The sequence below is a fragment of the Pseudomonas sp. DY-1 genome (genome assembly GCF_003626975.1).
GTDB lineage: Bacteria > Pseudomonadota > Gammaproteobacteria > Pseudomonadales > Pseudomonadaceae > Metapseudomonas.
Window position 1 is genome coordinate 3,278,158 of the sequence record NZ_CP032616.1, and the last position, 23,123, is coordinate 3,301,280.

The 23,123-nt window shown below is 64.8% G+C and carries 16 protein-coding genes; 7 read left to right on the plus strand and 9 right to left on the minus strand.

Going from position 1 to position 23,123, the window contains the following annotated elements:
* Positions 1-2: 2 nt before the first annotated feature.
* The 7 genes from cydB to D6Z43_RS15485 form a co-directional block, all read right to left on the minus strand.
* Positions 3-1,010 carry a cytochrome d ubiquinol oxidase subunit II gene (gene cydB / locus D6Z43_RS15455; protein WP_120653034.1) on the minus strand — a complete coding sequence of 336 codons (1,008 nt, stop codon included), beginning with the start codon at positions 1,008-1,010 and terminating at the stop codon, positions 3-5.
* Between the two features lie 3 nt (positions 1,011-1,013).
* The gene (locus D6Z43_RS15460) at positions 1,014-2,450 is read right to left on the minus strand and encodes a cytochrome ubiquinol oxidase subunit I (protein WP_120653035.1); all 1,437 of its coding nucleotides are present in this window, start codon (positions 2,448-2,450) and stop codon (positions 1,014-1,016) included.
* A gap of 345 nt (positions 2,451-2,795) precedes the next feature.
* Positions 2,796-3,365 carry an NTP transferase domain-containing protein gene (locus D6Z43_RS15465; RefSeq protein ID WP_120653036.1) on the minus strand — a complete coding sequence of 190 codons (570 nt, stop codon included), beginning with the start codon at positions 3,363-3,365 and terminating at the stop codon, positions 2,796-2,798.
* 57 nt (positions 3,366-3,422) lie between these two features.
* Positions 3,423-4,394, minus strand: coding sequence for an XdhC family protein (locus D6Z43_RS15470; RefSeq protein WP_120653037.1), 972 nt, complete (start codon positions 4,392-4,394; stop codon positions 3,423-3,425).
* Positions 4,395-4,411: 17 nt separating this feature from the next.
* Positions 4,412-5,635 carry a cytochrome c gene (locus D6Z43_RS15475; RefSeq protein ID WP_120653038.1) on the minus strand — a complete coding sequence of 408 codons (1,224 nt, stop codon included), beginning with the start codon at positions 5,633-5,635 and terminating at the stop codon, positions 4,412-4,414.
* 2 nt (positions 5,636-5,637) lie between these two features.
* Positions 5,638-6,177: a (2Fe-2S)-binding protein gene (locus tag D6Z43_RS15480; protein WP_120653039.1), complete on the minus strand. Its 540-nt coding sequence runs from the start codon at positions 6,175-6,177 to the stop codon at positions 5,638-5,640.
* Positions 6,170-8,998, minus strand: coding sequence for a xanthine dehydrogenase family protein molybdopterin-binding subunit (locus D6Z43_RS15485; RefSeq protein WP_120653040.1), 2,829 nt, complete (start codon positions 8,996-8,998; stop codon positions 6,170-6,172). The genes D6Z43_RS15480 and D6Z43_RS15485 overlap by 8 nt, the downstream gene beginning before the upstream one ends.
* Positions 8,999-9,289: 291 nt before the next feature.
* Here D6Z43_RS15485 and D6Z43_RS15490 point away from each other — a divergent pair, with 291 nt between their 5' ends.
* The 5 genes from D6Z43_RS15490 to D6Z43_RS15510 all read left to right on the plus strand — a co-directional run bounded on the left by D6Z43_RS15490 (position 9,290) and on the right by D6Z43_RS15510 (position 17,631).
* Positions 9,290-10,498 carry an MFS transporter gene (locus D6Z43_RS15490; RefSeq protein WP_120653041.1) on the plus strand — a complete coding sequence of 403 codons (1,209 nt, stop codon included), beginning with the start codon at positions 9,290-9,292 and terminating at the stop codon, positions 10,496-10,498.
* Positions 10,499-10,756: 258 nt separating this feature from the next.
* On the plus strand, positions 10,757-13,453 hold the full coding sequence (locus D6Z43_RS15495) for a type VI secretion system Vgr family protein (RefSeq protein ID WP_120653042.1): 2,697 nt from the start codon (positions 10,757-10,759) through the stop codon (positions 13,451-13,453).
* Complete coding sequence (locus tag D6Z43_RS15500) at positions 13,450-15,300, plus strand: phosphatidylserine/phosphatidylglycerophosphate/cardiolipin synthase family protein (protein ID WP_120653043.1); 1,851 nt, start codon at positions 13,450-13,452, stop codon at positions 15,298-15,300. Before D6Z43_RS15495 ends, D6Z43_RS15500 begins: the two co-directional genes overlap by 4 nt.
* Positions 15,300-16,580: a sel1 repeat family protein gene (locus tag D6Z43_RS15505; protein WP_120653044.1), complete on the plus strand. Its 1,281-nt coding sequence runs from the start codon at positions 15,300-15,302 to the stop codon at positions 16,578-16,580. The genes D6Z43_RS15500 and D6Z43_RS15505 overlap by 1 nt, the downstream gene beginning before the upstream one ends.
* On the plus strand, positions 16,570-17,631 hold the full coding sequence (locus D6Z43_RS15510; RefSeq protein ID WP_256660865.1) for a sel1 repeat family protein: 1,062 nt from the start codon (positions 16,570-16,572) through the stop codon (positions 17,629-17,631). The genes D6Z43_RS15505 and D6Z43_RS15510 overlap by 11 nt, the downstream gene beginning before the upstream one ends.
* A gap of 474 nt (positions 17,632-18,105) precedes the next feature.
* On the opposite strand, the gene D6Z43_RS15515 is transcribed toward D6Z43_RS15510, so the two are convergent.
* Complete coding sequence (locus D6Z43_RS15515) at positions 18,106-18,672, minus strand: DJ-1 family glyoxalase III (RefSeq protein ID WP_120653045.1); 567 nt, start codon at positions 18,670-18,672, stop codon at positions 18,106-18,108.
* A 195-nt stretch (positions 18,673-18,867) separates the two neighbouring features.
* Between D6Z43_RS15515 and D6Z43_RS15520 the strand changes: the two genes are divergently transcribed.
* Together D6Z43_RS15520 and trmA are read left to right on the plus strand one after the other, a co-directional pair.
* On the plus strand, positions 18,868-20,160 hold the full coding sequence (locus tag D6Z43_RS15520) for an NCS2 family permease (protein WP_120653046.1): 1,293 nt from the start codon (positions 18,868-18,870) through the stop codon (positions 20,158-20,160).
* On the plus strand, positions 20,160-21,254 hold the full coding sequence (gene trmA / locus D6Z43_RS15525) for a tRNA (uridine(54)-C5)-methyltransferase TrmA (protein WP_120653047.1): 1,095 nt from the start codon (positions 20,160-20,162) through the stop codon (positions 21,252-21,254). Before D6Z43_RS15520 ends, trmA begins: the two co-directional genes overlap by 1 nt.
* A 136-nt stretch (positions 21,255-21,390) precedes the next feature.
* Here the strand turns inward: trmA and D6Z43_RS15530 are convergent, their stop codons facing one another.
* Entirely contained in the window at positions 21,391-23,109 is a 1,719-nt protein-coding gene (locus D6Z43_RS15530; protein WP_120653048.1) for an aryl-sulfate sulfotransferase, read from the minus strand.
* Positions 23,110-23,123 lie beyond the last annotated feature (14 nt).

Sequence of the window (23,123 nt, forward strand, 5' to 3'; positions counted from 1 at the left end):
TCCTAGTGGTAGCCGTCTTCCTGGGTCACCTTGCCGCGGAACACGTAGTAGCTCCAGGCGGTGTACATCAGGATGAAGGGGATGATGAACAGCGCGCCCACCAACATGAACCCCTGGCTCTGCGGCGGTGCCGCTGCTTCCCAGATGGAAATGGACGGTGGGATTACGTTGGGCCAGAGGCTGATGCCCAGGCCGCTGTAGCCGAGGAAGATCAGCACCAGCGTCAGCACGAAGGGCGAGTGGTGGGCGTTGTTCGCCACGGCGCGCAGCAACGCCCAGGTGCACACCAGCACCAGGATCGGTACCGGCATGAACCAGAACAGGTTGGGCAGACTGAACCAGCGGGTAGCGATTTCCTCGTGGGCCAGCGGCGTCCAGATGCTGACGAGGCCGGTAATCGCCAGCATCACCAGCACCAGCGGTCGCGCCAGGTCGTGCATCTGCTGCTGCAAGCGGCCTTCGGTCTTCATGATCAGCCAGGTGCAGCCGAGCAACGCGTAAGCGGCGATCAGACCCAGGCCGCAGAACATCGGGAAAGGCGCCAGCCAGTCCAGCGAGCCACCGGCAAAGGTGCGGTTCACCACCGGGATGCCCTCGATGAACGCGCCCAGCGCAACACCCTGGAAGAACGTGGCGGCGATGGAACCGCCGATGAACGCCTTGTCCCACAGGTGGCGCTTGGCCGGCTTGGCCTTGAAGCGGAACTCGAAGGCCACGCCACGGAAGATCAACCCCAGCAGCATCAGGATCAGCGGCAGGTAGAGCGCCGAAAGCACCACCGAGTACGCCAGCGGGAAAGCGCCGAACAGGCCGGCGCCCCCCAGGATCAGCCACGTCTCGTTGCCGTCCCAGACCGGCGCGACGGTGTTCATCATCACGTCGCGCTCGCCGTCATCCTTGACGAAGGGGAAGAGGATGCCGATTCCGAGATCGAAACCATCCATCACCACGTACATCATCACGCCGAAGATGATGATGATCGCCCAGATCAGTGAAAGATCGACGCCCATGGTTCAGCTCCTTACCTCGGTAACATTGTCGTCATCGTCCATACCCTCTTCGGTCGCCGAGAGCGGGCGTGCAGGCGTGCGGTGCTGGCCGGGGCCGCCGATACCCTGTTCCTTGCCCTCGTGGGTGACCGGGCCCTTGCGCACCAGGCGCATCATGTAGCCCAGGCCCGCGCCGAAGAGCACGAAGTACACCACCACGAAGCTCACCAGGGTCAGGCTCATCTGCGTCACGCTGTGGTTGGACACCGCATCGGCCGTGCGCATCAAGCCATAGACCACCCAGGGCTGGCGGCCCATCTCGGTGGTGAACCAGCCGGCGAGGATCGCGATCAACCCGGACGGGCCCATCCACAAGCACAGGTAGAGGAACGGCCGGGACTGGAACAGCCCGCCGCGCCAGCGCAGCCACAGACTCCAGATGCCGGTGAGGATCATCAGCATGCCCAGGCCCGCCATGATGCGGAATGACCAGAACACCACAGTGGAGTTGGGCCGGTCTTCCTTGGGGAACTCCTTCAGCGCCGGTACCTGCTTGTCCAGGCTGTGGGTCAGGATCAGGCTGCCGAGATAGGGAACCTCGACCTTGAAGCGGGTTTCCTCACGCTCCATGTCCGGCCAGCCGAAGAGGATCAGCGGGGTGGCTTCGCCACTGCTGTTGTCCCAGTGGCCTTCCATCGCGGCGATCTTCGCCGGCTGGTGCTTGAGGGTATTGAGGCCGTGCAGGTCACCGATGAACGCCTGTACCGGGGCCACGATCAGCGCCATCCACATGGCCATGGAGAGCATCTTGCGGATCGCCGGGTTGTCGCGGCCGCGCAGCAGGTGCCAGGCCGCCGAGGCGCCGACGAAGAAGGCGGTGGCGAGGAAGGCGGCGGTGGCCATGTGCAGCAGGCGATAGGGGAAGGACGGGTTGAAGATCACCGCCAGCCAGTCCACCGGTACCACGCGGCCGTAGATGATCTCGAAGCCCTGCGGGGTCTGCATCCAGCTGTTGGAGGCGAGGATCCAGAAGGTGGAAATGATGGTGCCGATGGCCACCATCACCGTGGAGAAGAAGTGCAGGCTCGGACCCACGCGATTCCATCCGAACAGCATGACGCCGAGGAAGCCGGCCTCGAGGAAGAACGCGGTGAGCACCTCATAGGTCAGCAGCGGCCCGGTGACCGCGCCGGCGAAGTCGGAGAAGGCGCTCCAGTTGGTACCGAACTGGTAGGCCATGACCAGGCCCGAGACCACGCCCATGCCGAAGTTCACGGCGAATATCTTCGACCAGAAGTGATAGAGGTCGCGGTAGACCTCCTCGCGGGTCTTCAGCCACAACCCTTCCAGGACGGCGAGGTAGCTCGCCAGGCCGATGGTGATGGCCGGGAAGATGATGTGGAAGGACACGGTGAAGGCGAACTGCATTCGGGCGAGATCGAGAGCCTCCAATCCGAACATGGCGAATCCTCTAATCAGATTGATACGGGTACAGGTCCCGAACGACTCCATCGGATAGAGGAGCCGGGCCGGACCGAATTGTTCTTGTGGGGTCTGCTGCGACTGGATGCGGGCCAGGTCGGCCCTTCACAAACCCGCGCCGGGGGTTTTGACGCGGATCAAGCAATGCATAGAGAGTAGCCGGTCAAGGCATTTTGGAAGCTGTGGTTCGTTGCCGCGCGACAGGTTGCCGCGCGGCCGCGCGCCGCGTGGAGTGCGGGGGACTGTAGGTTGTGGCAGAGCGCAGCGAAGCCCAACGACGCGCTTGTTTCGGATTTGCTGGGTTTCGCTGCGCTCTACGCCAACCTACGGTAGAAGTGCCTCGGGGCTGTCCACATCCCGCAGCACCCCCGGATCGTCCACCCCAACCGCCACCCAGGCGGCCGCATGGGCACGCAGAACCCGGCGCGCCCCTTCATCGCCGGTCAAGGCGCAGAGTTCCGGCCAGAATTCCCGGCCGAACAGCACGGGATGACCACGCTCATCGTGATGGACAGGGAAAACGATACGGCCCGGCGCAGCCTTGCCCAGTAGCGCGCGGAGGCTGGATTCAGCGATCCAGGGCATGTCCCCGAGCAATACGGCGATGGCGTCGGCCTCGCCATTGGCAAGTGCCCGCGCACCGGCCGCGAGGCTGTGGCCCATGCCCCGCCCGGCATCTTCACAAAGGATGATGTTGCAGCCCTCCGGCAACCCCAACACCGTCGGGTCGTCCTCCGGGCGCAGCACCACTTGCACCTCGTCGAACACCGTCCTGGCCCGCTCAAGACTGGCTGCCAGCAGCGTGCGGCCGTCGGCCAGGGTGGCGCGACGCTTGTCGCTGCCAAAGCGGGTACCGAAGCCAGCGGCGAGGATCAGGGCGGGGACATTGGACATCCTTCATCTCCCGGGGCGATGGAACTGTAGGGGATTGGTGCGACTGACTTCGTTTGATCAAACCCTTTCCCGCGCAATCCCATTACGAACCCGCAGGATATCCGCGAGCACCGCCAGGGCGATTTCGGACGGGGTCTTGCTGCCCAGGTTGAGGCCGATGGGAGCAATGATGCGGTCGAGTTCCGCCTCGTTCAGGCCGCCGATCCGCCGCAGGCGCTCCATACGCTTGGCGCTGGTGGCCATCGAGCCCATCACGCCGATGTAGAAAGCCTCGGTGCGCACCGCTTCGATCATCGCCAGATCGTCGATCTTAGGATCGTGGGTCAGGGCGACCACGGCGGTATCGGCATGACAACCGCCCAGGCGGATGAACTCCGAGGGCAGTTCGCGGCGGATTTCCACGCCCGGCAGCTCGACGCCCTGCAGCGCCTCGTCACGCGGGTCGCAGAGCACCACTTCAAAGCCCAGGCTCTGGCCAAACTCGGCGCATACCTGGGCCACCGTGGAGTAACCCGCCAGCAGCAGGCGCTGGGCGGCACCGACGCGCAGGTGCAGCAGGTCGCCCAGGCGCTCCACCCGCGGGCCATGTTCGCGGTCCGGCAACAACCGACGCGCGCCCTCGGGCAGGGCGACCTCGCGGATCAAGCGGCGCTGGCCGGCCAAGGCCGTTTCCAGCTCTCGCAGGTGCGCCTGGACATCACAATCGGAGGGCAGGTTTTCCACCAGCACGTCGAGAATGCCGCCGCAGGGCAGACGGATCGACGAATGGGTATCGCTGCCGTCGCCATAACGCACCAGCTGAACTGGCTCGGCGAAGGCACCGGCGACCAGGCGTTCGAGGAAGTCATCCTCGACACAACCGCCCGACAGCGAGCCGATCCAGTGCCCGTCGGCGGTGGCCGCCAGCAGGGAACCCGGCGCGCGAGGCGCCGAGCCATAGGTCGCGAGGACCGTGCAGAGCCACACGCGCTGGCCAGAAGCGGACCACTCCAGCGCCTTGCGCACCACCAGCAGATCGAGGTGTTGCATCGTGGGAAATACCCTAATCAGTGAGACGACAGGACCTCGCCGCGCAGCTCCGACACCCGCTCAGGGCTCACCTTTCCCTCAAGTCCGCCCCAGGTCTGGCGCAGGTAATTGAGCAGGTCGCGCATCTGGCCGTCGTCGAGTTTATCCCTGAAGCCGGGCATTGGCTGCATCCGTTCGAAACCGGTGAACTGCTGTTCGCGAATGCCGTCGTCGATCACCCGTAGCAGGTTGCGGGAATCCGCCAGGCGCAGGGTGGTGTTGCCGTTCATGGCAACCGCCACGTGCGGCACGCCCTCTCCTGCCGCGCCATGGCAACCGGCACAGACGTTGAGGTAGTCCTGGCGACCGCGAGCGGCGCTTTCGCCCAGTTTCGCCTCGGCCACGGCGGCTATCTTGCGCGGCGCCGGCGGCTCTTCGCCCAGCAGGTAGGTGGCCATGGCGCGGTGATCATCCTGAGGCAGGTACTGAGTGCTGTGGTGCAGCACCGGGTACATCTCGTTGAATACCGAACCCTGATCGCTGATGCCGTGCTTGAGGAAGGTGGACAAGTCGTCCGTGGTCCAGCCGCGCTCGGCCAGGTCCTTGGCCAACAGGCTCGGTGCCTCGTAGCCGAGGATCACGCCGCCGGTCATGCGCAGGTCCTGCTGCAGGGCACCCAGCGCGTTACGCGGGGTATGGCACTCGCCGCAGTGGCCGAGCACTTCCACCAGGTACTGCCCGCGCTGCCACTCCTCGCCCTTGCCATCAGCCGCTTCGAGCTGCACCCGGTTCTTATAAAGCATGTTCCAGAAGGTCATGCCGAAGCGGACGTTGAACGGGAAGGCCAGGTCGGTCTTCGGGCTCGGTTTGGCAATGGGCTCCAGGCTCATCAGGTAGGCGTAGATGGCGTCGGAGTCTTCACGCTTGAGCAGGTGGTACGAGGTGTAGGGCATGGCGGGGTAGAGCTTGCCACCGTCCTTGCGCTCACCCTGGGTCACCGCCTTGAAGAACTCGTCGGCACTGTACTGACCGATGCCGTGCTCCTTGTCCGGCGTGATGTTGGTGCCGTAGATGGTGCCGAACGGCGACACCAGCGGCAGACCGCCCGCGTACTCGGCACCGCCTTCGATGCTGTGGCAGGCCACGCAGTCGGCGGCGCGGGCCAGGTACTTGCCGCGCTCGATCAGCGCCTTGTCCGCGGGCTGTTCAGCGGCAGGGGCAGTCAGGGGCAGCAGCAGCGCCGCGAGGAGAATTGCACGCATCCTTAACCCTCCTTGACCAGGCCGAGGCCTTCCACCACTTCGCGCGCGGCGTTGTAGTAGCGGACATAGCCGGTGCAACGGCAGATGTGGTTGCCCAGGGCGTGTTCGATCTCCCCTTCCAGTTCGCTGCGTTTGACCGGCTGGCGCTGGAGCTTTTCCACCAGCACGGTGGCAGCGTTGACGTAGCCGGGGGTGCAGTAGCTGCACTGGAAGGCGAACTGGTCGATGAACTTCTGCTGGATCGGGTTCAGCTCGGTGACTTCACCCTTGGCATCGCGCTTGGCGTGGCCTTCGATGGTGCGCACCTTCTTGCCATCGAAGAAATGCGCGCCAGTAATGCAGGTGCGGATCTCCTCGCTGGTGCCATCGGGCTTGTCGAGGATCGCCACGCAGGCGTGGCAGATACCCTGGCCGCAGCCCAGGCGCGAACCGGTCAGGTTCAGGTGTTCGTGGAGGAACTCGATCATCATCAGGTCGTCATCCACGGTGAACGGACCGATGGCCTGGCCGTTGAGGGTCATGCTGAGGGCGCGCTTAGCCATGGAGGGCCTCCTTGATGCGGGCGGGAGTCAGGGGAAGGTCGCGCAGGCGCTTGCCGGTGGCGTGTGCCACGGCGTTCACGATGGCTCCGACGACGGGGATCATCACCACTTCGGCGATGCCCTTGGCCGGATCGCTGGGCGACAGCGGCGGAAGGATTTCGGCGGTCTGCTTCCAGACCGCACAGTCCTTGGCGCGAGGCAGCTGGTAACGGTTGAAGTTCCAGGTGCCCTCACCGGGGCCGCCCTCGTACAACGGCATTTCTTCCAGCAATGCGTGACCAATGCCCATGGCGATACCGCCTTCGAGCTGGCCGCGCACCAGCTCCGGCACGATGACCCGGCCGCACTCGAGCCAGGAGTGATGATTGATCACTCGCGCTTCGCCACTGCCCTTGTTCACCTTCAATTCGACCAGGGTCGCCACCGGGCTGTAGTAGGTGACCATGGCGTTGTTCAACTGGGTTGGCGGATAGGTGATGGCGGTACGGTCCAGCAGGTGGTAGCCGTGGCTGGTCATCTTCGCCTTCTTCTCCTTGGCGGCACCGTCACCGTACTTAACGGCCACTGCGTCCAGCGGGAAGGTGTCGCGCTTGCCGTCGATCTCGAACTCGCCCTCGGCCCAGGCCCAGCGGTTGAAGCCGTGGACGCTGACACCCGTGACCAGGCCAAGTTCATGGGCCTTGTGCGCCAGCAACTCGAACGGAATGGGCGGCAGGCCATTGGCGGTCAGCTTGCCTTCGACCCAGTTGGCGTCTTCGCGGCGCACCACGTAAGGGTTGGCCAGGCCGCCGAACTCGCCACGGCCCCAAATGCTCAGCGCGGCCGGCCACAGGCCGTGGTTGAAGAGGATGCGTGCCGCTTCGCGGGTGCCGTGTCCTGAGTAGTAGGCCGAGTTGGTGGCCGAGGACGGCGAGGCCAGCTTGCCGACCCAGCGCGGGTTCTTCAGCGCGGCGTCCTGTTCGGACTGGCTTATCAGGTAGGGGTTGCCGCTGGTGGTCAGGTCCAGTTCGGCCCACTCGGTGACGCCGGTGCGGATTTCATGCGCCGGACGGCCCAGGTAGTCAGCCACCAGCAGCGCCTGGGAGGTGGCCATGCCGGTGCCCATGTCGATGGCGATCTGGCGCAGCGTCACGCGGCCATCGGCAGTGAACTCGATGCTGGCCATCGGCGCCTCGGAGCCGGTGCCGAAGTCCTTCTGGCAGATGGCGAAGCCGACGCCGTAGTAGTTGTCCGGGTCTTTCGCCTCTTCCTCGCGCTTGCGTGCATCGCGGTACTTCCAGACCTCGTGCTGCGCGACCTTGTCGAGGATTTCCTCCAGGCGCAAGGCACCGGCGGGAATGGCGCCCTGGGTGTTCTTCATGCCGGACTTAAAGACGTTCTTGCGGCGCAACTCAATGGGGTCGACGCCCAGGCGCGCGGCGATCTCGTCCACCATCATCTCGGTGGCGGCCATGGTCTGCAGGGTGCCGTAGCCGCGCATGGAGCCCGCTTCGACGCCACGTGAGTGATAGGCGGTGGCGGCCAGGTCGCTCTGCGGCAGGTAGTAGATGGACTGAGCGGCGGTGGCGCCCACGGCGGCTACCGAGGGGCTGTAGTTGATGCGGCCGCCGCCGTCGACGTCCATGTGGGCGCGGAAGATCTGGAACGACAGGTCGTCCTTCTTCACCGCCAACTGGTAGTGCATGTCGAAGGGGTGACGCTTGATGCCGCTCTGGAACTGCTCGTAGCGGTCATTGGCCAGGCGCACCGGCACGCCGTCGCCATAGATGGCGGCCAGGGCGGCGTAGAACACGAAGATGTTGTTGTCCTTGGAGCCGTAGCCCACGGTGTAGCCGGGGTGCATATTCAGTTTTTGCACCTTGAAGCGCGACGGCGCCAACATGTGCGCGGTCTGCTCGGCCACTTCGAAGGGGCACTGGGTGGCGACGACGAAATGCAGGGTGCCGGTAGCCGGGTCGTACCAGCCGTTGCCGTTGTCCGCTTCCAGGGCGGCCGGCTCGATGGACTGGGTCTTGAAGCGCTCGTCGAAGACCATCCAGCCTTCCGGCGGATTGGCCAGCTTCGACTGCATCTGCTCGGCGTGGTAGATGCCCTGGGCGGTCAGGTCGCCCGCCGGGTTGCCGGCGCCCCAGGTGGGTTTGCGCTCACGGATCAGCGGGAACAGCATGCTGTCCTTCAGGCTGGAGAAGGTGTCCGGCTCGAAAGGCGTGGCCCCGCCAACGCGCACGAAGCGGAAACTGCCGTAGGGGTCGCGCTGGTACAGCGGAGCCTGGGCGCCGTAGCGCACCACCTTCTCGTTGAACTTGAGGATGTTCTTCGCGCGGCGGTAGCGGTCGAAATCCTTCCAGATCAGCAGCGCGACCGGGTGGCCGATGAACATGGGCACTTGGCCTTCCGGCAGGAAGGGGTCCGGGCTGTGGCCTTCGGGGAAGGCGATGCCGTCGCGCGCCAGATCGGCGGCGGTCACCACGCGATCCGGTTTCAGCTCTTCGCCCAGCATCGACAGGTCGAAACCTTGATAGAGGTGATCGGCACGGGTGGCCTTGAGCAGCAGCGCGTGGCCTTGCTGCTGCGGCCAGCCCGGCATGTCCTTGGCGCGGATATCACGGGCGAACACCTTGCCGCCGCAGACCTTGCTGACACCGTCAATTCGCCCACGGGCCTGGCCACCCGCGGTGTACCAGGGCTCGGGCGTGCGGGTGACCTGTTCTTCGAACAGAGCGGCGAAGGCCTTGCTGCCCAAGGGTGCAAGGGTGATGCCGATGCCGGCGACGACGCTGCCTTGCAGGAAGGCGCGACGGGATAACTCAGGAGTGGACATGCCCGTTCCTCATCGACCGGCGTTGGCCGGCGCTTTTCTTTGTGCAAACACGGTTGTCGGCCCTTTCGGGGAGAAGGGTCGTAGATATGAGAGTAGTCGGAGGGATTAACCTGACTTGAAAGTCAAATTCTAACGAAATCACTGACAGAGACAAAGGGTAAATCTGTCTCTTTGGTCAGAAATTTCCGAAGAGCAGGCGCTGATCGAACGCTCTGTTCGGCAAATGCAACCGCATGTTTCCGCCGCCGTGCTAGGCTGCGCCATCGATAGCAGCCTAAGCTTTTTCCGGATATGTCTCAGGCCCTCCTCCTACGCCACCATCGTCCTTTCCTGGCTTTCTGGTTCGCCCGCGTCTGCACGGCAAGCGGTTTCCAGATGATCACAGTCGCCATCGGCTGGCATATCTACGAACTCACCGGCAACGTGCTCGACCTGGGCCTGGTGGGTCTGGTGGAGTTCCTGCCGCGCGTGCTGTTCATGCTGCACACCGGGCATGTGGCCGACCGCTTCGACCGTCGCCGCGTCGCCGCGATCTGCCAGGTTCTCCAGGCCCTGGTGGCAGGCGTGCTGGTATTCGCCAGCGCCACCGACAGCGCCAGCCGCGAACTGATCTTCCTGATGGCCTTCGTCCTCGGCGCCGCCCGGGCGTTCGAGATGCCGGCTACCCAGGCGTTGCTGCCGAACGTAGTGCCCAAGGAACTCTTCCCCCGCGCGGTGGCGGCCTCGGCTTCGGCCATGCAGGCGGCCACCATCGTCGCGCCGGCCCTTGGTGGCCTGCTCTACGCCTTCGGCAGCCTGTGGGTCTACGGTCCCACGGCGGTCCTCTATATAGCCGCCTGCGTCCTGATGCTGGGCCTCTCCAGCAGGCAGCAGCCGGCCAACAAGGCTCCGGCCAACCTGGAAAACCTGCTGGCGGGCATCCGTTTCATCCGCAGCCGCCCGGACATCCTCGGCGCCATTTCCCTGGACCTCTTCGCCGTGCTGCTGGGTGGTGCCACCGCCCTGCTCCCGGTGTTCGCCAAGGACATCCTGCTCACCGGCCCCTGGGGCCTGGGCCTGCTGCGTTCGGCACCGGCGGTCGGTGCATTGCTGATGTCCTTCTGGCTGGCGCGATTCCCCATCGAACGCAACGTGGGCCGGATCATGTTCACCTCGGTCGGGATCTTCGGCGTAGCGACCATCGCCTTCGGGCTATCCACCTCCTTCTGGTTCTCCCTGGCGGTGCTGGCGGTGCTCGGCGCGGCGGACATGATCAGCATGGTGATTCGCGGCGCCTTCGTGCAGCTGCATACCCCGGACGAGATGCGCGGCCGCGTCAGTGCGGTGAACGGGCTGTTCATCGGCGCTTCCAACCAGTTGGGTGAGTTCGAGTCCGGCGTTACCGCCGCCTGGTTCGGCACCGTTCCGGCGGTGGTCATGGGCGGCGTTGGCACACTGATCGTGACCGGGCTGTGGATGAAGCTGTTCCCCGGCCTGGCCAAGCGGGACAAGCTGCACTGACACCCCGAGTTCCGTAAACGGGCTGGGCGGTGCTCCGTCCCAGCTCACCAACGCATGCATGGATTAACGTCTGGAGAAGGTGAGTTTTCCGCCTTCCGGCTCCAGCAATCGCTTTAGTTGACACCGCAACGCACTCCCACGCTTCCGACACGACGACGCTTGTTTTCCAGCAATCATTCCGAACCGGTCTGATAGCGGGGGGGCCGGTGTGAGCGGCAACCTTCGGCGTTTGTTTCTGACGACGGAAGGTTCAACCGCATGCTCGCTGCAATCCGCCCCTTCTTCGATCACAGCCGCCACCAGCTCAAGGTCCGCAACCTCGACGCCACGCTCGACGTGCTCGCCTTCCAGGGCGAGGAGGCGCTCAGCGAGCCGTTCCGCTACCGCATCGAGTTCACCTCCAGCCAGCGCGATCTGCCGGTTGACCAGCTCCTGGGGCAGGACGCCGCGTTCAGCCTCTACCCGTCGCCCATGCCGCTCCCCATCATCGGCCTCAGCCCGCCGGTGAACCGGCCGCTGCGCACCTTGCATGGCGTCCTCACCGGCTTTCGGCGCCTGTCCGGCTCCAACGACGAAGCCCGCTACGAAGTGACGCTGCAGCCGCGCCTGGCGTTGCTCGGCCTGGGCCGGCAATACCGCATCTACCAGCACCAGAGCGTGCCGGAAATCGTCGAGGGCATCCTGCGCGGCCGGCATCTGCTTGAAGGGCAGGACTTCTTCTTCGACCTCAAGCGCGACTACCCCAAGCGCGAGCAAGTGCTGCAATACGCCGAGAGCGACCTGGCCTTCGTCGAGCGCCTGCTCGCCGACGTCGGCATCTGGTACCGCTTCACCACCGACGAGCGCCTGCACATCGACGTGGTGGAATTCCACGACGACCCGCGCAACTACCAGTTCGACGTCCGCCTGCCGTACCGGCCGCCCTCCGGTACCAGCAGCGGCGAGGACGCCGTGTGGCAGCTGCAGGCCAGCCATGGCCTGGTCGAGCAGCAGGTCAACATCCGTGCCTACGACCCGCGCGATGCCGGCGCCTACCTCGACGGCGAGGTCGACCAGACCCGCGGTGCCCGTACCACCTATGGCGAGGCCTACCACTACGGCGAGCCCTACACCGTGCTCGGTGACGCCCACAGCCAGGACGAGGACCTGCCGAGCGAAAGCGGCTACTTCTATGCGCGCCTGCGCCACGAACGCTACCTCAACCAGCGGACCCGCCTCGGCGGCCGCACCAGCAGCGCCACCCTGGCCCCCGGCCAGGTCCTGCGCATCGACGGCGGCGCGCCCGAGGCCTTCGCCCCGGGCGCCGTGATTACCCGGCTGACCACCCGTGCCGCGCGGGATCGCAGCTTCGACGCCCGCTTCGACGCCATGCCCTACTCGGAACGCGTCTGCTTCCGTCCGCCGCTGCGCACCAAGCCGGTGATCGCCGGCACCCTCCCGGCGCGCATCAGCAGCCCGCAGGCCAACGACCTGTACGGCCACATCGATCTCGACGGGCGCTACAAGGTTCACTTCCTCTTCGACCGCGACAGCTGGCCCGCCGGCCAGGAAAGCCTGTGGCTGCGCCTGGCGCGGCCCTACGCCGGCGACACCTACGGCCTGCACCTGCCGCTGCTGCAGGGCACCGAAGTGGCCGTGGCCTTCGAGCAGGGCGACCCGGACAAGCCCTACATCGCCCACGCCCTGCACGACAGCCAGCACCCCGACCCCGTCACCCTGCGCAACTACCAGCGCAACGTCCTGCGCACCCCGGCCAACAACAAGCTGCGCCTGGACGACCGCCGTGGCCAGGAACACATCAAGCTCAGCACCGAGCACAGCGGCAAGAGCCAGCTCAACCTCGGTCATCTGGTGGATGCGCAACGGCAGAAGCGCGGCGAAGGTTTTGAATTGCGCACCGACGGCTGGGGCGCGATTCGGGCGGGCAAGGGCGTCTTCATCAGCGCCGACGAGCAACCCCGCGCCCAGGGGCAGGTCCTGGCCATGCAGGAAGCCGTCACTCGCCTGCAGGAGGCCAGCGAGGAGATGCAGCAGCTGTCCCGCGATGCCGAGCACGCCCAGGCCGATCCGGCCGACGTAAACGCCCAGCTTGCCCTGCTGCGCGAGCGGCTTGACCAGTTGAAGGCCGCGGTGGCCCTGCTCAGCGCCCCGCAGGGCATCGCCCTGACCAGCGGCGAGCACCTGCAACTGGCTGCCCGGCACAACCTGATGCTCAACGCCGGCGGGGAGGCCGACATCAGCGTGGTCAAGCGCCTGTTCATTGGCGTGGGCGAGGGCCTGAGCCTGTTCGTGCGCAAGCTCGGTATGAAGCTGATCGCCAACCAGGGCGCGGTGCAGATCCAGGCACAGAACGACCGCCTGGAACTGCTCGCCCGGCATGGGCTGGACATCACCAGCACCGAAGACGAAATCCGCATCAGCGCCAAGCAGAAGATCACCCTCAATGCCGGCGGCAGCTACATCACCCTCGATCCGTGCGGCATCGAGTCCGGCACCCAGGGTGAGCACCTGATCAAGGCGGTGCATTTCGACTACCGAGGGCCCGCCAGCATGACCGCCGCCCACCCGCAGTATCCGAAGCTTGAGTCCGCGCCACGGCTACGCCTGCGCATGCCGCAAGTGCCCAATGCCCCGCAGGCCACCTGGGCCGGTATGCCCTACACGCTCTACGCCGACGACGCGGAGCTGCAGTGGGGCGTGATGGACGAGAGCGGCTACCTGGCCCTCGAGCACCAGGTGGTGACGCGGAACTACCGACTGGAGCTGGCCAACGGCCTGTCCTTCCAGTTGCCGGTACCCGCCGACTACCGCAACCCCGAGCAGGGCGAGCTGGCCAATCGCGGCCTGCACAACCACAGCGCCACCGCCGGGGACGATATCCAGCACACGGAGCATCGCCTCTGGTATTCGGCACTGCTCGCCAAACCCAAGGGCCAGGAAGGAGACGCCCCATGAGACCCGCCAACGCCCGTCACCCTGAAATCGTCGTGCCCATCGCGCTGCAGCACACCCACGAGGCGGTCTGCAGCGCCCCCTGGTTCGTCTGCGATACCGCGTACCGGCCCTGGCCGGCCAGCTACAAGCCCCTGATCAATGGCGAGGAGGCCTTTCGTGCGGTGCACCAGGCCATCGCCAATGCCGAGCGCTCGGTCGACATCATCTGCTGGGGCTTCCAGCCCTCGATGCACTTCATCCGCGACGGCAGCGACGACCGCTGCATCGGCGTAATGCTGGAAGAGAAGGCCCGGCAAGGCGTGCAGGTGCGCATCCTGGGGTGGGAGATGCCGCTCAATGCAGCCGGGGTGGTGGGTGAAGCCAACTTGCCCGGTAAGGGCGGCCTCGCCGACCGGGCAGGGCAGACCTCCAGCGATGAGCAGTACGCCTACGACCGCCAGTGGTTCAAGCAATACGCGGTCGCCGATAACAAGGCCGCCGGGTTGGCGGATGCCCATATCCCGCTGTTCGTCAGCCGTGACTTCAGCTGGTCCGAACGCGCGGAAATCGCCTATCAGCTCAAGCTCAAGCGCCTTGACCCGGAGCTGGCCAAACGCTCCGCCCTAACCATGCGCCACACGGTGACCCACCACCAGAAGTCCGTGCTGGTCGACTTCGAATTGCCGGAGCGGGCCATCGGTTTCGTCATGGGCCACAACATGCTCGACGAGTACTGGGACACCGACCACCACTCGGCCCTCTGGCGGCCGGATCCCAAACGGCCCGACGCGAAGACCCACGCCCCCAATCGCGGCCCTCGCGGCGCCTTGCCGCGCCAGGACATTTCCTGCCAGATCACCGGCCGGATCCTCAGGGACCTGCACCACAACTTCGCCACCGCCTGGGCCAAGGAAACCGGTGAGGACCTGCTGCATGCGCGCAATGCCAATGAACTGGCCAAGCAGTTACAACCGCGCCCGGAGCACGGCAACACGCTGATGGCCCAGCTCCTGCGCACCCAGGCGCAAGAAACGGAGGCCGTGCGCGACATCCAGGCCGGCTACCTGAAGGCCATCAACAACGCCACCCAGTTCATCTACATCGAGAACCAGTACTTCCGCTGGCCGCCCCTGGCCGAGGCGATCAAACAGGCGGCCCAGGACCAGACCCGCGCCGGGCGGGACCCGGGCAAACATGGCGCCCTGCACCTGTTCGTGATCACCAATGTCACGAAGGAGGGCCTCGGCGCCGGCACCGTCAACACCCAGCGCATGCTGGAAAGCCTGGGCCGGGCCGACACCATTCCAGCGGTCACCAAGCTGTTGCGCATCGAGAGGGTCAAACGGGACATGCCGCCCCAGCCCAGGCCCGATGGCGCCAATGACCGACACGGGCACCGAGAACTAGCCCAATGGCAAGCCGAGCTCGACCGGCAGGTCAAACAGATTGAAGACGACGATGTGATTCCTGAAGAGCGCCCCGGCCTGAAAGTGCACGTCTGCTCCCTGGTCGCGCCCGACTCGCCGGCCGGCCAACCCTGGGTGCCGGTGTACATCCACTCCAAGCTGATGATCGTCAACGACGTCCTCACCACCCATGGCTCGGCCAACATCAACACCCGCAGCATGCAGGTGGACAGCGAGCTGAACATCCTCCACGAGTGGCACAGCGTGACCCAGGCCATGCGCCGGCGGCTGTGGGATCTGCATACCGACGGGAGGGGTGCGCAGGATGATCCGGAACAGGCCTTCGATGCTTGGCAAGAACTCATCAAAGGAAATAGAGAGCGTCAATCGAAAGGATTAACCCCAGACACCCCTCTGGTGGAGTTCCTGTATGACAAGGCCATCCTGAGGAACCTCGACTGATGCGTTTCCTGCTCCTGCTCACGACCCTGCTGCTGGCCGCCTGTGGCAGCCATGGACCCAAACTGAAAAAGGACCCGACCGTGGACCCGCTCCCCCAGATCAAGGCCAACCTGGCCTTCACCTGCCAGCATGAACGCATCCCCGAACCCTCGGCCGACAGCGACCTGCTGTTCCTGTACGCCCGCTGGCTGCAGAAGAACAACCAGCTCAAGGAGGACCCGGCCGTGGACGCCGAGGTCGAGCGGCTCTACCGCATCGCCGCCGCGCACCAGCACTACAAGGCCACTATCAACCTGGTGAACGGTGCCTTTCGTAGTCATTTCCAGGTACGCGGTGCCGAGCGCCTGCGCTTGAGCCAGGAGCTGATCGACGCCGGCGTGGCCACCGGCTACTACTTCGTCGGTCTCTTCCTGCAGCGCGGCTCAGCCGGCTTGCGGGAGGACCCGGCCATGGCCCTGCGGTACTACCGCAAGGCCGCCGACGAGGGCAGCGCCCTGGGGCAGGCGCGGGTGGCCGATAAGCTGGCGCCCATCGATATCGCCCCGGACATCGCCCGGCAGATGCGCCGTTGTGCGGCCGAACAGGGCCATGGTGATGCCGCTACAGACCTAGGCGTTGATCTAGCAGGTGACGGACTCTATGAGGAGGCCCTGGAGGCTTATCAACTTGGGGCAGCAGCAGGTTACAGCACCTCGGCTTCATTTTTGATGAAAGGCTTCCGTGGTCCAAAGCCGGAAGATCGGTTGTATTACCTGGCCCAAGAAAAAGACCCCGAACGCGCTGAGCGCTACAAAACAATCTGGCGCATTCTTGCCAGATACTCCTACGCCCAACCCTCAGTCCCCGAAATCAACGACATCGTGCCCTTGCCGCCAGCCAAGCTGCCGCCCTGGGACGGCAAGCTCCAGTGGCTGGAGGAGCGCAAGGCCAATGTCCCGCCGCCCAAGCCCAGCGAAGCCCTGATTAGCCAACTGGCCAAGGACAAAAACCTCGACCCCGCCACCGGCCGGCCAACACCCGAGTCCCCCAACTTCGTCCACCTTCCTTCGCCGCCCATCTGCGTCAGCGGTGAGCCTTGCCCACGTGCGGGCTATTGGGAGGCGATGGATGTGCACTTCTTCTGGATCACCGTGAAGGACAAGGCGCGCCGCCACTTCCAGCAAGGCGAGATCCTGCCCACGCTGACGCTAGAGCGCCGCACGGCCCGCCTGTGGCCACTGCCAGAAAAAGTCACAGTGGGTCCGGAGCAGGTCAGGTGGAGGATGCTCGGTGAAGCCTAGGGTACTTCTGCTGGGAGCGCTGGGTCTGCTGTTGGCCGCCTGCGGCGGCCATGGACTCAAACTGAAAAAGGACCCGACCGTGGACCCGATCCCCCAGATCAAGGCCAACCTGGCCTTCACCTGCCAGCATGAACTCATCCCCGAACCCTCGGCCGACAGCGACCGGCTGTTCCAGTACGCCCGCTGGCTGCAGAAGAACAACCAGCTCAAGGAAGACCCGGCCGTGGGTGCCGAGGTCGAGCGCCTCTACCGCATCGCCGCTGCGCACCAGCACTACAAGGCCAACATCAACCTGCAAAACGGCAGCATGCGTGGCCACTTCAAGCTGCGCGGCGACGAACACCTGCGCTTGAGCCAGGAACTGATCGAGGCCGGCGTGGCCACCGGCTACTACTTCGTCGGTATCTTTCTGCAACAGGGTGCGGCCGGCCTGCGGGAGGACCCGGCCATGGCCCTACGGTACTACCGCAAGGCCGCCGACGAGGGCAGCGCACTGGGGCAGGCGCGGGTGGCCAAGAAGCTGGCCCCCATTAGAATCGCACCGGACATTGCCCGACAGATGCGCCGTTGTGCTGCCGAACAGGGCCATGGTGATGCCGCTACAGACCTAGGCGTTGATCTAGCAGGTGACGGACTCTATGAGGAGGCCCTGGAGGCTTATCAACTTGGGACAGCAGCAGGTTACAGCACCTCGGCTTCATTTTTGATGAAAGGCTTCCGTGGTCCAAAGCCGGAAGATCGGTTGTATTACCTGGCCCAAGAAAAAGACCCCGAACGCGCTGCACGTTACGAAAGAATCTGGAGCATCCTGGCAGATTACTCCTACGCCCAACCCTCAGTCCCCGAAATCAACGACATCGTGCCCTTGCCGCCAGCCAAGCTGCCGCCCTGGGACGGCACGCTCAAGTGGCTGGAAGCGCGCGAAGCCAACATTCCACCGCCCAAACCCAGCGCGGCGCTGATCCAACAACTGGCCAAGGCCCGGCAACTCGACCCCGCCACCGGCCGGCCGCTGCCGGGGTCACCCCACTTCATCAAGGCTGGTACCTGACGTAACTAGGCTTTGCCGCAGACGCTCAGCTGGGCTCGGAGAGCGTGGGGAATCATGTTTCAGCCCAACCTGCAGGCTCGCAGCCGCCTCTGCCCCCCATGTAGGCTGCGCCATATGAGCAGCCGGTGACTCCGAGCTACGAGCGCCCAACCTGGGCCTGAATCCTTGTAGGGGCGATTTCAATCGCCAAGCAGGCCGAAGGTCTGCTCTTCGAGGTCACGGGCAGAAGACCATCGTTGGGCTTCGCTGCGCTCTGCACCAACCTACGGGGCAGCTGCGCTGCCCTTGGCGAATGAATTCGCCCCTACAGATCCGCCACTCGGAGGCCTACATAGCGACGATGGTGGATGGAAGAGCGCCACCCACCCTACAAGGCGATCGGCCCTCGTAGGACGGGTTGAGCGAAGCGATACCCATCGGTCCGCCATCGCGAATGAATTCGCTCCCACAGGAAAAGTGCCAACTAGCCCGCCGTCAGGACACCAGCATCGCCTTGGCAATTTCATTGCGCTTGGCCTTGCCGCATAGCTGCTCCACCAACGTCAGGGCGAAGGCCAGGGCGCTACCGGGGCCTTGTGCGGTGATGCAATTGCCGTCCACCACCACCGGCTGGTCGACGAAGGTGCAGCCGGAAAGGCGGTCGCTGAAGCTCGGGTAACAGGTCATGCGCCGCTGGCGCAGGACGCCGAAGGGCTGCAGGGCCATCGCAGGAGAAGCACAGATGGCGGCGAAGAAGCGGCCGGCCTTCGCCTGCTCGCGGACCTTCTCGCCCAATGGTTCGTGTTCGCCAAGACGCTGCGCGCCCGGCATACCACCGGGCAGCACGATCAGGTCGTAATCCTGAGCCAGTACGTCGAGGAGCATGGTATCGGCGGTCAGACGCGTGCCACGGGCCAGCGTGATCATGCGGCGGGTTTCGATGCTGGCCACCACCGTCTTGATTTCGGCGCGCCGCAGCACGTCGATGAGAGTCACGGTCTCCAGGTCTTCTACGCCTTCGGCGACGGCGATCAGGGCCTGGAGTTGGGGTTGGGTATGCATGGCAATCTCCTGTTCCTGGAAACCGAAGCTGTCCGTCCGGTCATAAATTCACCGCTCACGGGTGAGCTGGTATGATGCGCGCCTTTTTTCAGACTGGCAGAGAAAAGTCCATGGCGCCCGCGTGTGCCGTGCATTTGTGCTTTGCTTTTCGCCAGCTGAATGACAACGACGCAGTGCGTCACGGGGAGCCCACACATGCTGGAAAAGCTGTTCCAACTCAAGGCGCACGACACCAACGTGCGCACCGAGATCCTGGCCGGTCTGACGACCTTCCTGACGATGGCCTACATCCTCTTCGTCAACCCGGCCATCCTCGGCGAGACCGGCATGGACAAGGGCGCGGTGTTCGTCGCCACTTGCCTGGCAGCAGCCATCGGCTCGACGGTGATGGGACTGATCGCCAACTATCCGATTGCCCTGGCTCCCGGCATGGGGCTGAACGCTTTCTTCACCTACACCGTGGTCCTGCACATGGGCCACACCTGGCAGGTAGCCCTGGGCGCGGTGTTCATTTCGGCGTGCATGTTCTTCCTGCTGTCGATCTTCCGAATCCGTGAATGGATCATCAACAGCATTCCGCTGGAACTGCGCTCGGCCATCGCTGCGGGGATCGGCCTGTTCCTGGCGCTGATCGCCCTGCAGAAGGCCGGCATCGTCGCGGCCCATCCGGTGACCATGCTGACCCTGGGTGACCTGACCAAGCCCGAGCCGATCCTCGCCGTGCTCGGTTTCTTCCTGATCGTTGCCCTGGAAGCCCGCAAGGTGACCGGCGCCGTGCTGATCGGCATCCTCGTGGTGACCATCGCCGGTATCGCCCTTGGCGTGTCCCAGTTCGGTGGCATCTTCTCCATGCCGCCGTCGCTGGCGCCTACCTTCCTCCAGCTGGACATCAAGGGCGCGCTGGAAATCGGTCTGGTGAGCGTGATCTTCGCCTTCCTCTTCGTCGATCTGTTCGACAACTCCGGTACCCTCATCGCCGTGGCCAAGAAAGCCGGCCTGATGCGGGCCGATGGCTACATGCCGAAGATGGGCCGCGCGCTGATCGCCGACTCCACCGCAGCCATGGGCGGTTCCCTGCTGGGTACCTCCACCACCACCAGCTACATCGAATCCGCTGCAGGCGTCAGTGCCGGCGGTCGTACCGGTCTCACCGCCCTGACGGTGGCGGTACTCTTCCTGCTGGCGCTGTTCCTCTCGCCGTTGGCGGGCAGCGTGCCGGCCTTCGCCACCGCCCCGGCGCTGTTCTTCGTTGCCGTGCTGATGGCCTCGGGCCTGGCTGAAATCGACTGGGACGACCTGACCACCGCCGCGCCGGTACTGATCACCACCCTGGCGATGCCGTTCACCTATTCCATTGCCGACGGCATCGCCTTCGGCTTCATTGCCTGGGCCGCGATCAAGACCCTGGCCGGCCGCTACAAGGAACTCAGCCCAGCGCTGGTGATCCTCGCCGTGCTCTTCGTTATCAAGATGGGTTTCTTCCACTGATGAGTCGTCCCCAGTTCGATCCGGCGGCCTACGCCGCCCAACTCACCGAGAAGACACAGCGCCTGAAGGCGCTGCTGGCGCCCTTTGACGCGCCGGAGCCGGAAGTCTTCGAATCCCCCCGCGAACACTACCGCCTGCGCGCCGAGTTCCGCCTTTGGCGCGAAACCGGCAACGAAACCCGCCATTACGCGATGTTCGAGGCCGGCGACAAGTTCACCCCGATACTGATCGAGGACTTCCCTATCGCCAGCCGCCGCATCAATGAGCTGATGCCGCGCCTCAAGGCGGGCTGGCAGGCGAGCCAGGTGCTGTCGTTCAAGCTGTTCCAGGTTGAGTTCCTCACCACCCTGGCCGGCGATGCGCTGATTACTCTCTGCTACCACCGTCCGCTGGACGAGGCCTGGCAAGCCGAGGCCGAGAAGCTCGCTGCCGATTTGGGCGTAAGCCTGGTGGGCCGTTCCAAGGGCAAGCGCATCGTCATCGGCCGCGACTATGTCGAGGAAGAACTGACCGTCGCCGGCCGGGCATTCCGCTATCGCCAACCGGAGGGTGCCTTCACCCAGCCGAACGGCGAGGTGAACCAGAAGATGCTCGGCTGGGCTTTCGATGTGCTGGGCGAGCGCCAGGACGACCTGCTGGAGCTGTACTGCGGCAACGGCAACTTCACGCTCCCGCTGGCCACTCGCGTGCGCAAGGTTCTGGCCACCGAGATCAGCAAGACCTCGGTGAACGCAGCCCTGGCCAATCTGGCCGATAACGCTGTGGATAACGTCACCCTGGTACGCCTGTCCGCCGAGGAATTGACCGAAGCATTGAACGAGGTCCGTCCATTCCGCCGTCTGGCCGGCATCGACCTCAAGGGCTATGAGTTCGGCAACGTCTTCGTCGATCCGCCCCGTGCCGGCATGGACCCGGACACCTGCGAACTGACCCGCCGCTTCGACCGCATCCTCTACATTTCCTGCAATCCGGAAACCCTGGCCGCGAACATCCAGCAGCTCAGCGACACCCACAAGGTGGTGCGTTGCGCGCTGTTCGACCAGTTCCCCTACACCCACCACATGGAATCGGGTGTGTTGCTGGAGCGGCGCTGAGTTTCCTGCCCACCCTCACCCCCTGCCCCTTTCCCAAGGGGAGAGGGGCAGGGGGTGAGGGCAGCAGAGCGCAACTTGGTGTTCCCGGAATCGTTGGGCTTCGCTGCGCTCTATAGCATCCTACAAGAGCGCTTACCTACGAGAAGGCACGCGCCAGATCGATCACCAGCGCCCGATAGCCCACGCTGCCCGGCTGGCGGCTGCTGACCTTGAGTTCCACCTGAACATCCTGGGTGCCGTACTTCACTTCGTTGAGCACGGTGGTGGTGAGTTTCTCCGGGGTCAGGAAGCCGACCGAGGCCGAGTAGATGAACTGGGTGTCCCTGTCAGCGCGGTATTCGACTACCGAGGTCACCGGGCTGTACCACTCGTCCCCGCGTTCCTTGCCGTACTCCCAGAGCTGCTCGACAGTGCCCTTCGCCTCGTCGATGCGGTACTCCACCGCGCGACTGTAGTTGCCGGCAAGCTTCGTTGGCGAAAAGTTGCGCCCCCAGCCATTGTCGAACACGCTCAGCGTGCCTTTGCCGGTGAGCCAGGCCGTGTGCTGGGTCCAGGACCAGTCGAAGCCTTCGGCGTAGAGCCCGCCCTCCTCTGCGAGCGCTTCACCCTTGGCGTTCACCGGGGTCAGCACCTTGGCCTTGAGGCGCTCCGGCCAGCCCTGGGGCGAGGCGAGAATCCATTTCACCTCCTTGTTGCGACCGATCTTCACCACGCCCTGATGGCGGGCGGAAATGATGATGCTGTCATCGCTGGCGTCGTAGTCGATGGCGTTGACGTGAGCCCAGTTGCGGCCAGTGCCGACACCGGGGGTATCGCCAAAGGGCAGGTCGCCTTCGAGCAGTTCGTTCGCGGCAGTACTCTCCTGCTTCTGAACGCCCTCGGGGAGCTGGATCGCGGCCTTGCCCAGGGTTTCCAGCAGCTCGCCACGATAGGGATCGAGGATCTGGTTAAGGTCCCAGAAGTCCAGCACGTCGCCGGCTTCGTTGACTTCGATGATGTGGTCGCGGATGGAGCGCACGCGCTTGTTGTCCGGACGGCGGTAGTCGCTGGTGCCGACGCGCAGCAGGTAGGTGCCGTTGGGGGTCTCACGGATTTCGTGGGAGAAGTCGGCGAACTTGTCCGGTAGAGCGCGTTGCCACACGCGACGCCCAAGCAGGTCGTACTTGGAATAGGTCTGGCCCTGCCCCCAGATCAGTTTGCCGTCGCGGGTCTGCTGGAAGCCCATGGTGCCGCCCAGACCGTCCCTGCGACCAGAATCGTGGATCTGCTCGATGTCCAGGTACCAGCGCACGTCGCCGTTACTGTCGGCGATCCAGTTGTTGCCCACCTGGTCCCACTCGGCGGCACCGCCCAGGGCATTCCACTTGAAGGCACGTCCGCCGGGAATCTCCCCCAGCAGGTGGTTGAACAGGTACAGGCGGTGTTCGAAGCCGGGCGCCACCTTGATCGGTTCCACCAGCGGCAGTGCGGCGGTCTGGTTGGCCACCACCGGTAGGCGCACGGCCGGCGCGTATACCTGATAGCGCTCGCGGATGCGTTCGCCATCCAGCTTGTAGGTCACTTCCACCTGGTTGACGTGGTCCGGGTAGAGGCCGAAGACCGGGATTCCGCCATAGGTCCACAGCGAGCGCTCGGAGACCTCATAGGCGATGTCTACGCCACGCTCGCCACGACCCAGCACGCGCACATGGGCCGCGCTGATGGCCTGGCCACCGTCGCGGATGATGGCGGTCAGCGGCGCCAGCTTGTAGGGGTTGACCACCACGTCGCCGAGCAGCGCGGTGCCACGCTCGGGGACCTTGGCGGTGATGCAGGCGCCTTCGGGGATGGCAGGGGTTTCGGTTTTGGCGTTCATCTTGTGTGTCCTTC

Coding starts and splice junctions, on each gene's coding strand:
- D6Z43_RS15515 (WP_120653045.1), bottom strand. CDS start 18,672: ATGCATACCCAACCCCAACTCCAGGCCCTGATCGCCGTCGCCGAAGGC.
- trmA (WP_120653047.1), top strand. CDS start 20,160: ATGAGTCGTCCCCAGTTCGATCCGGCGGCCTACGCCGCCCAACTCACC.
- D6Z43_RS15520 (WP_120653046.1), top strand. CDS start 18,868: ATGCTGGAAAAGCTGTTCCAACTCAAGGCGCACGACACCAACGTGCGC.
- D6Z43_RS15530 (WP_120653048.1), bottom strand. CDS start 23,109: ATGAACGCCAAAACCGAAACCCCTGCCATCCCCGAAGGCGCCTGCATC.
- D6Z43_RS15495 (WP_120653042.1), top strand. CDS start 10,757: ATGCTCGCTGCAATCCGCCCCTTCTTCGATCACAGCCGCCACCAGCTC.
- D6Z43_RS15480 (WP_120653039.1), bottom strand. CDS start 6,177: ATGGCTAAGCGCGCCCTCAGCATGACCCTCAACGGCCAGGCCATCGGT.
- D6Z43_RS15505 (WP_120653044.1), top strand. CDS start 15,300: ATGCGTTTCCTGCTCCTGCTCACGACCCTGCTGCTGGCCGCCTGTGGC.
- D6Z43_RS15475 (WP_120653038.1), bottom strand. CDS start 5,635: ATGCGTGCAATTCTCCTCGCGGCGCTGCTGCTGCCCCTGACTGCCCCT.
- D6Z43_RS15465 (WP_120653036.1), bottom strand. CDS start 3,365: ATGTCCAATGTCCCCGCCCTGATCCTCGCCGCTGGCTTCGGTACCCGC.
- D6Z43_RS15485 (WP_120653040.1), bottom strand. CDS start 8,998: ATGTCCACTCCTGAGTTATCCCGTCGCGCCTTCCTGCAAGGCAGCGTC.
- D6Z43_RS15500 (WP_120653043.1), top strand. CDS start 13,450: ATGAGACCCGCCAACGCCCGTCACCCTGAAATCGTCGTGCCCATCGCG.
- cydB (WP_120653034.1), bottom strand. CDS start 1,010: ATGGGCGTCGATCTTTCACTGATCTGGGCGATCATCATCATCTTCGGC.
- D6Z43_RS15470 (WP_120653037.1), bottom strand. CDS start 4,394: ATGCAACACCTCGATCTGCTGGTGGTGCGCAAGGCGCTGGAGTGGTCC.
- D6Z43_RS15490 (WP_120653041.1), top strand. CDS start 9,290: ATGTCTCAGGCCCTCCTCCTACGCCACCATCGTCCTTTCCTGGCTTTC.
- D6Z43_RS15460 (WP_120653035.1), bottom strand. CDS start 2,450: ATGTTCGGATTGGAGGCTCTCGATCTCGCCCGAATGCAGTTCGCCTTC.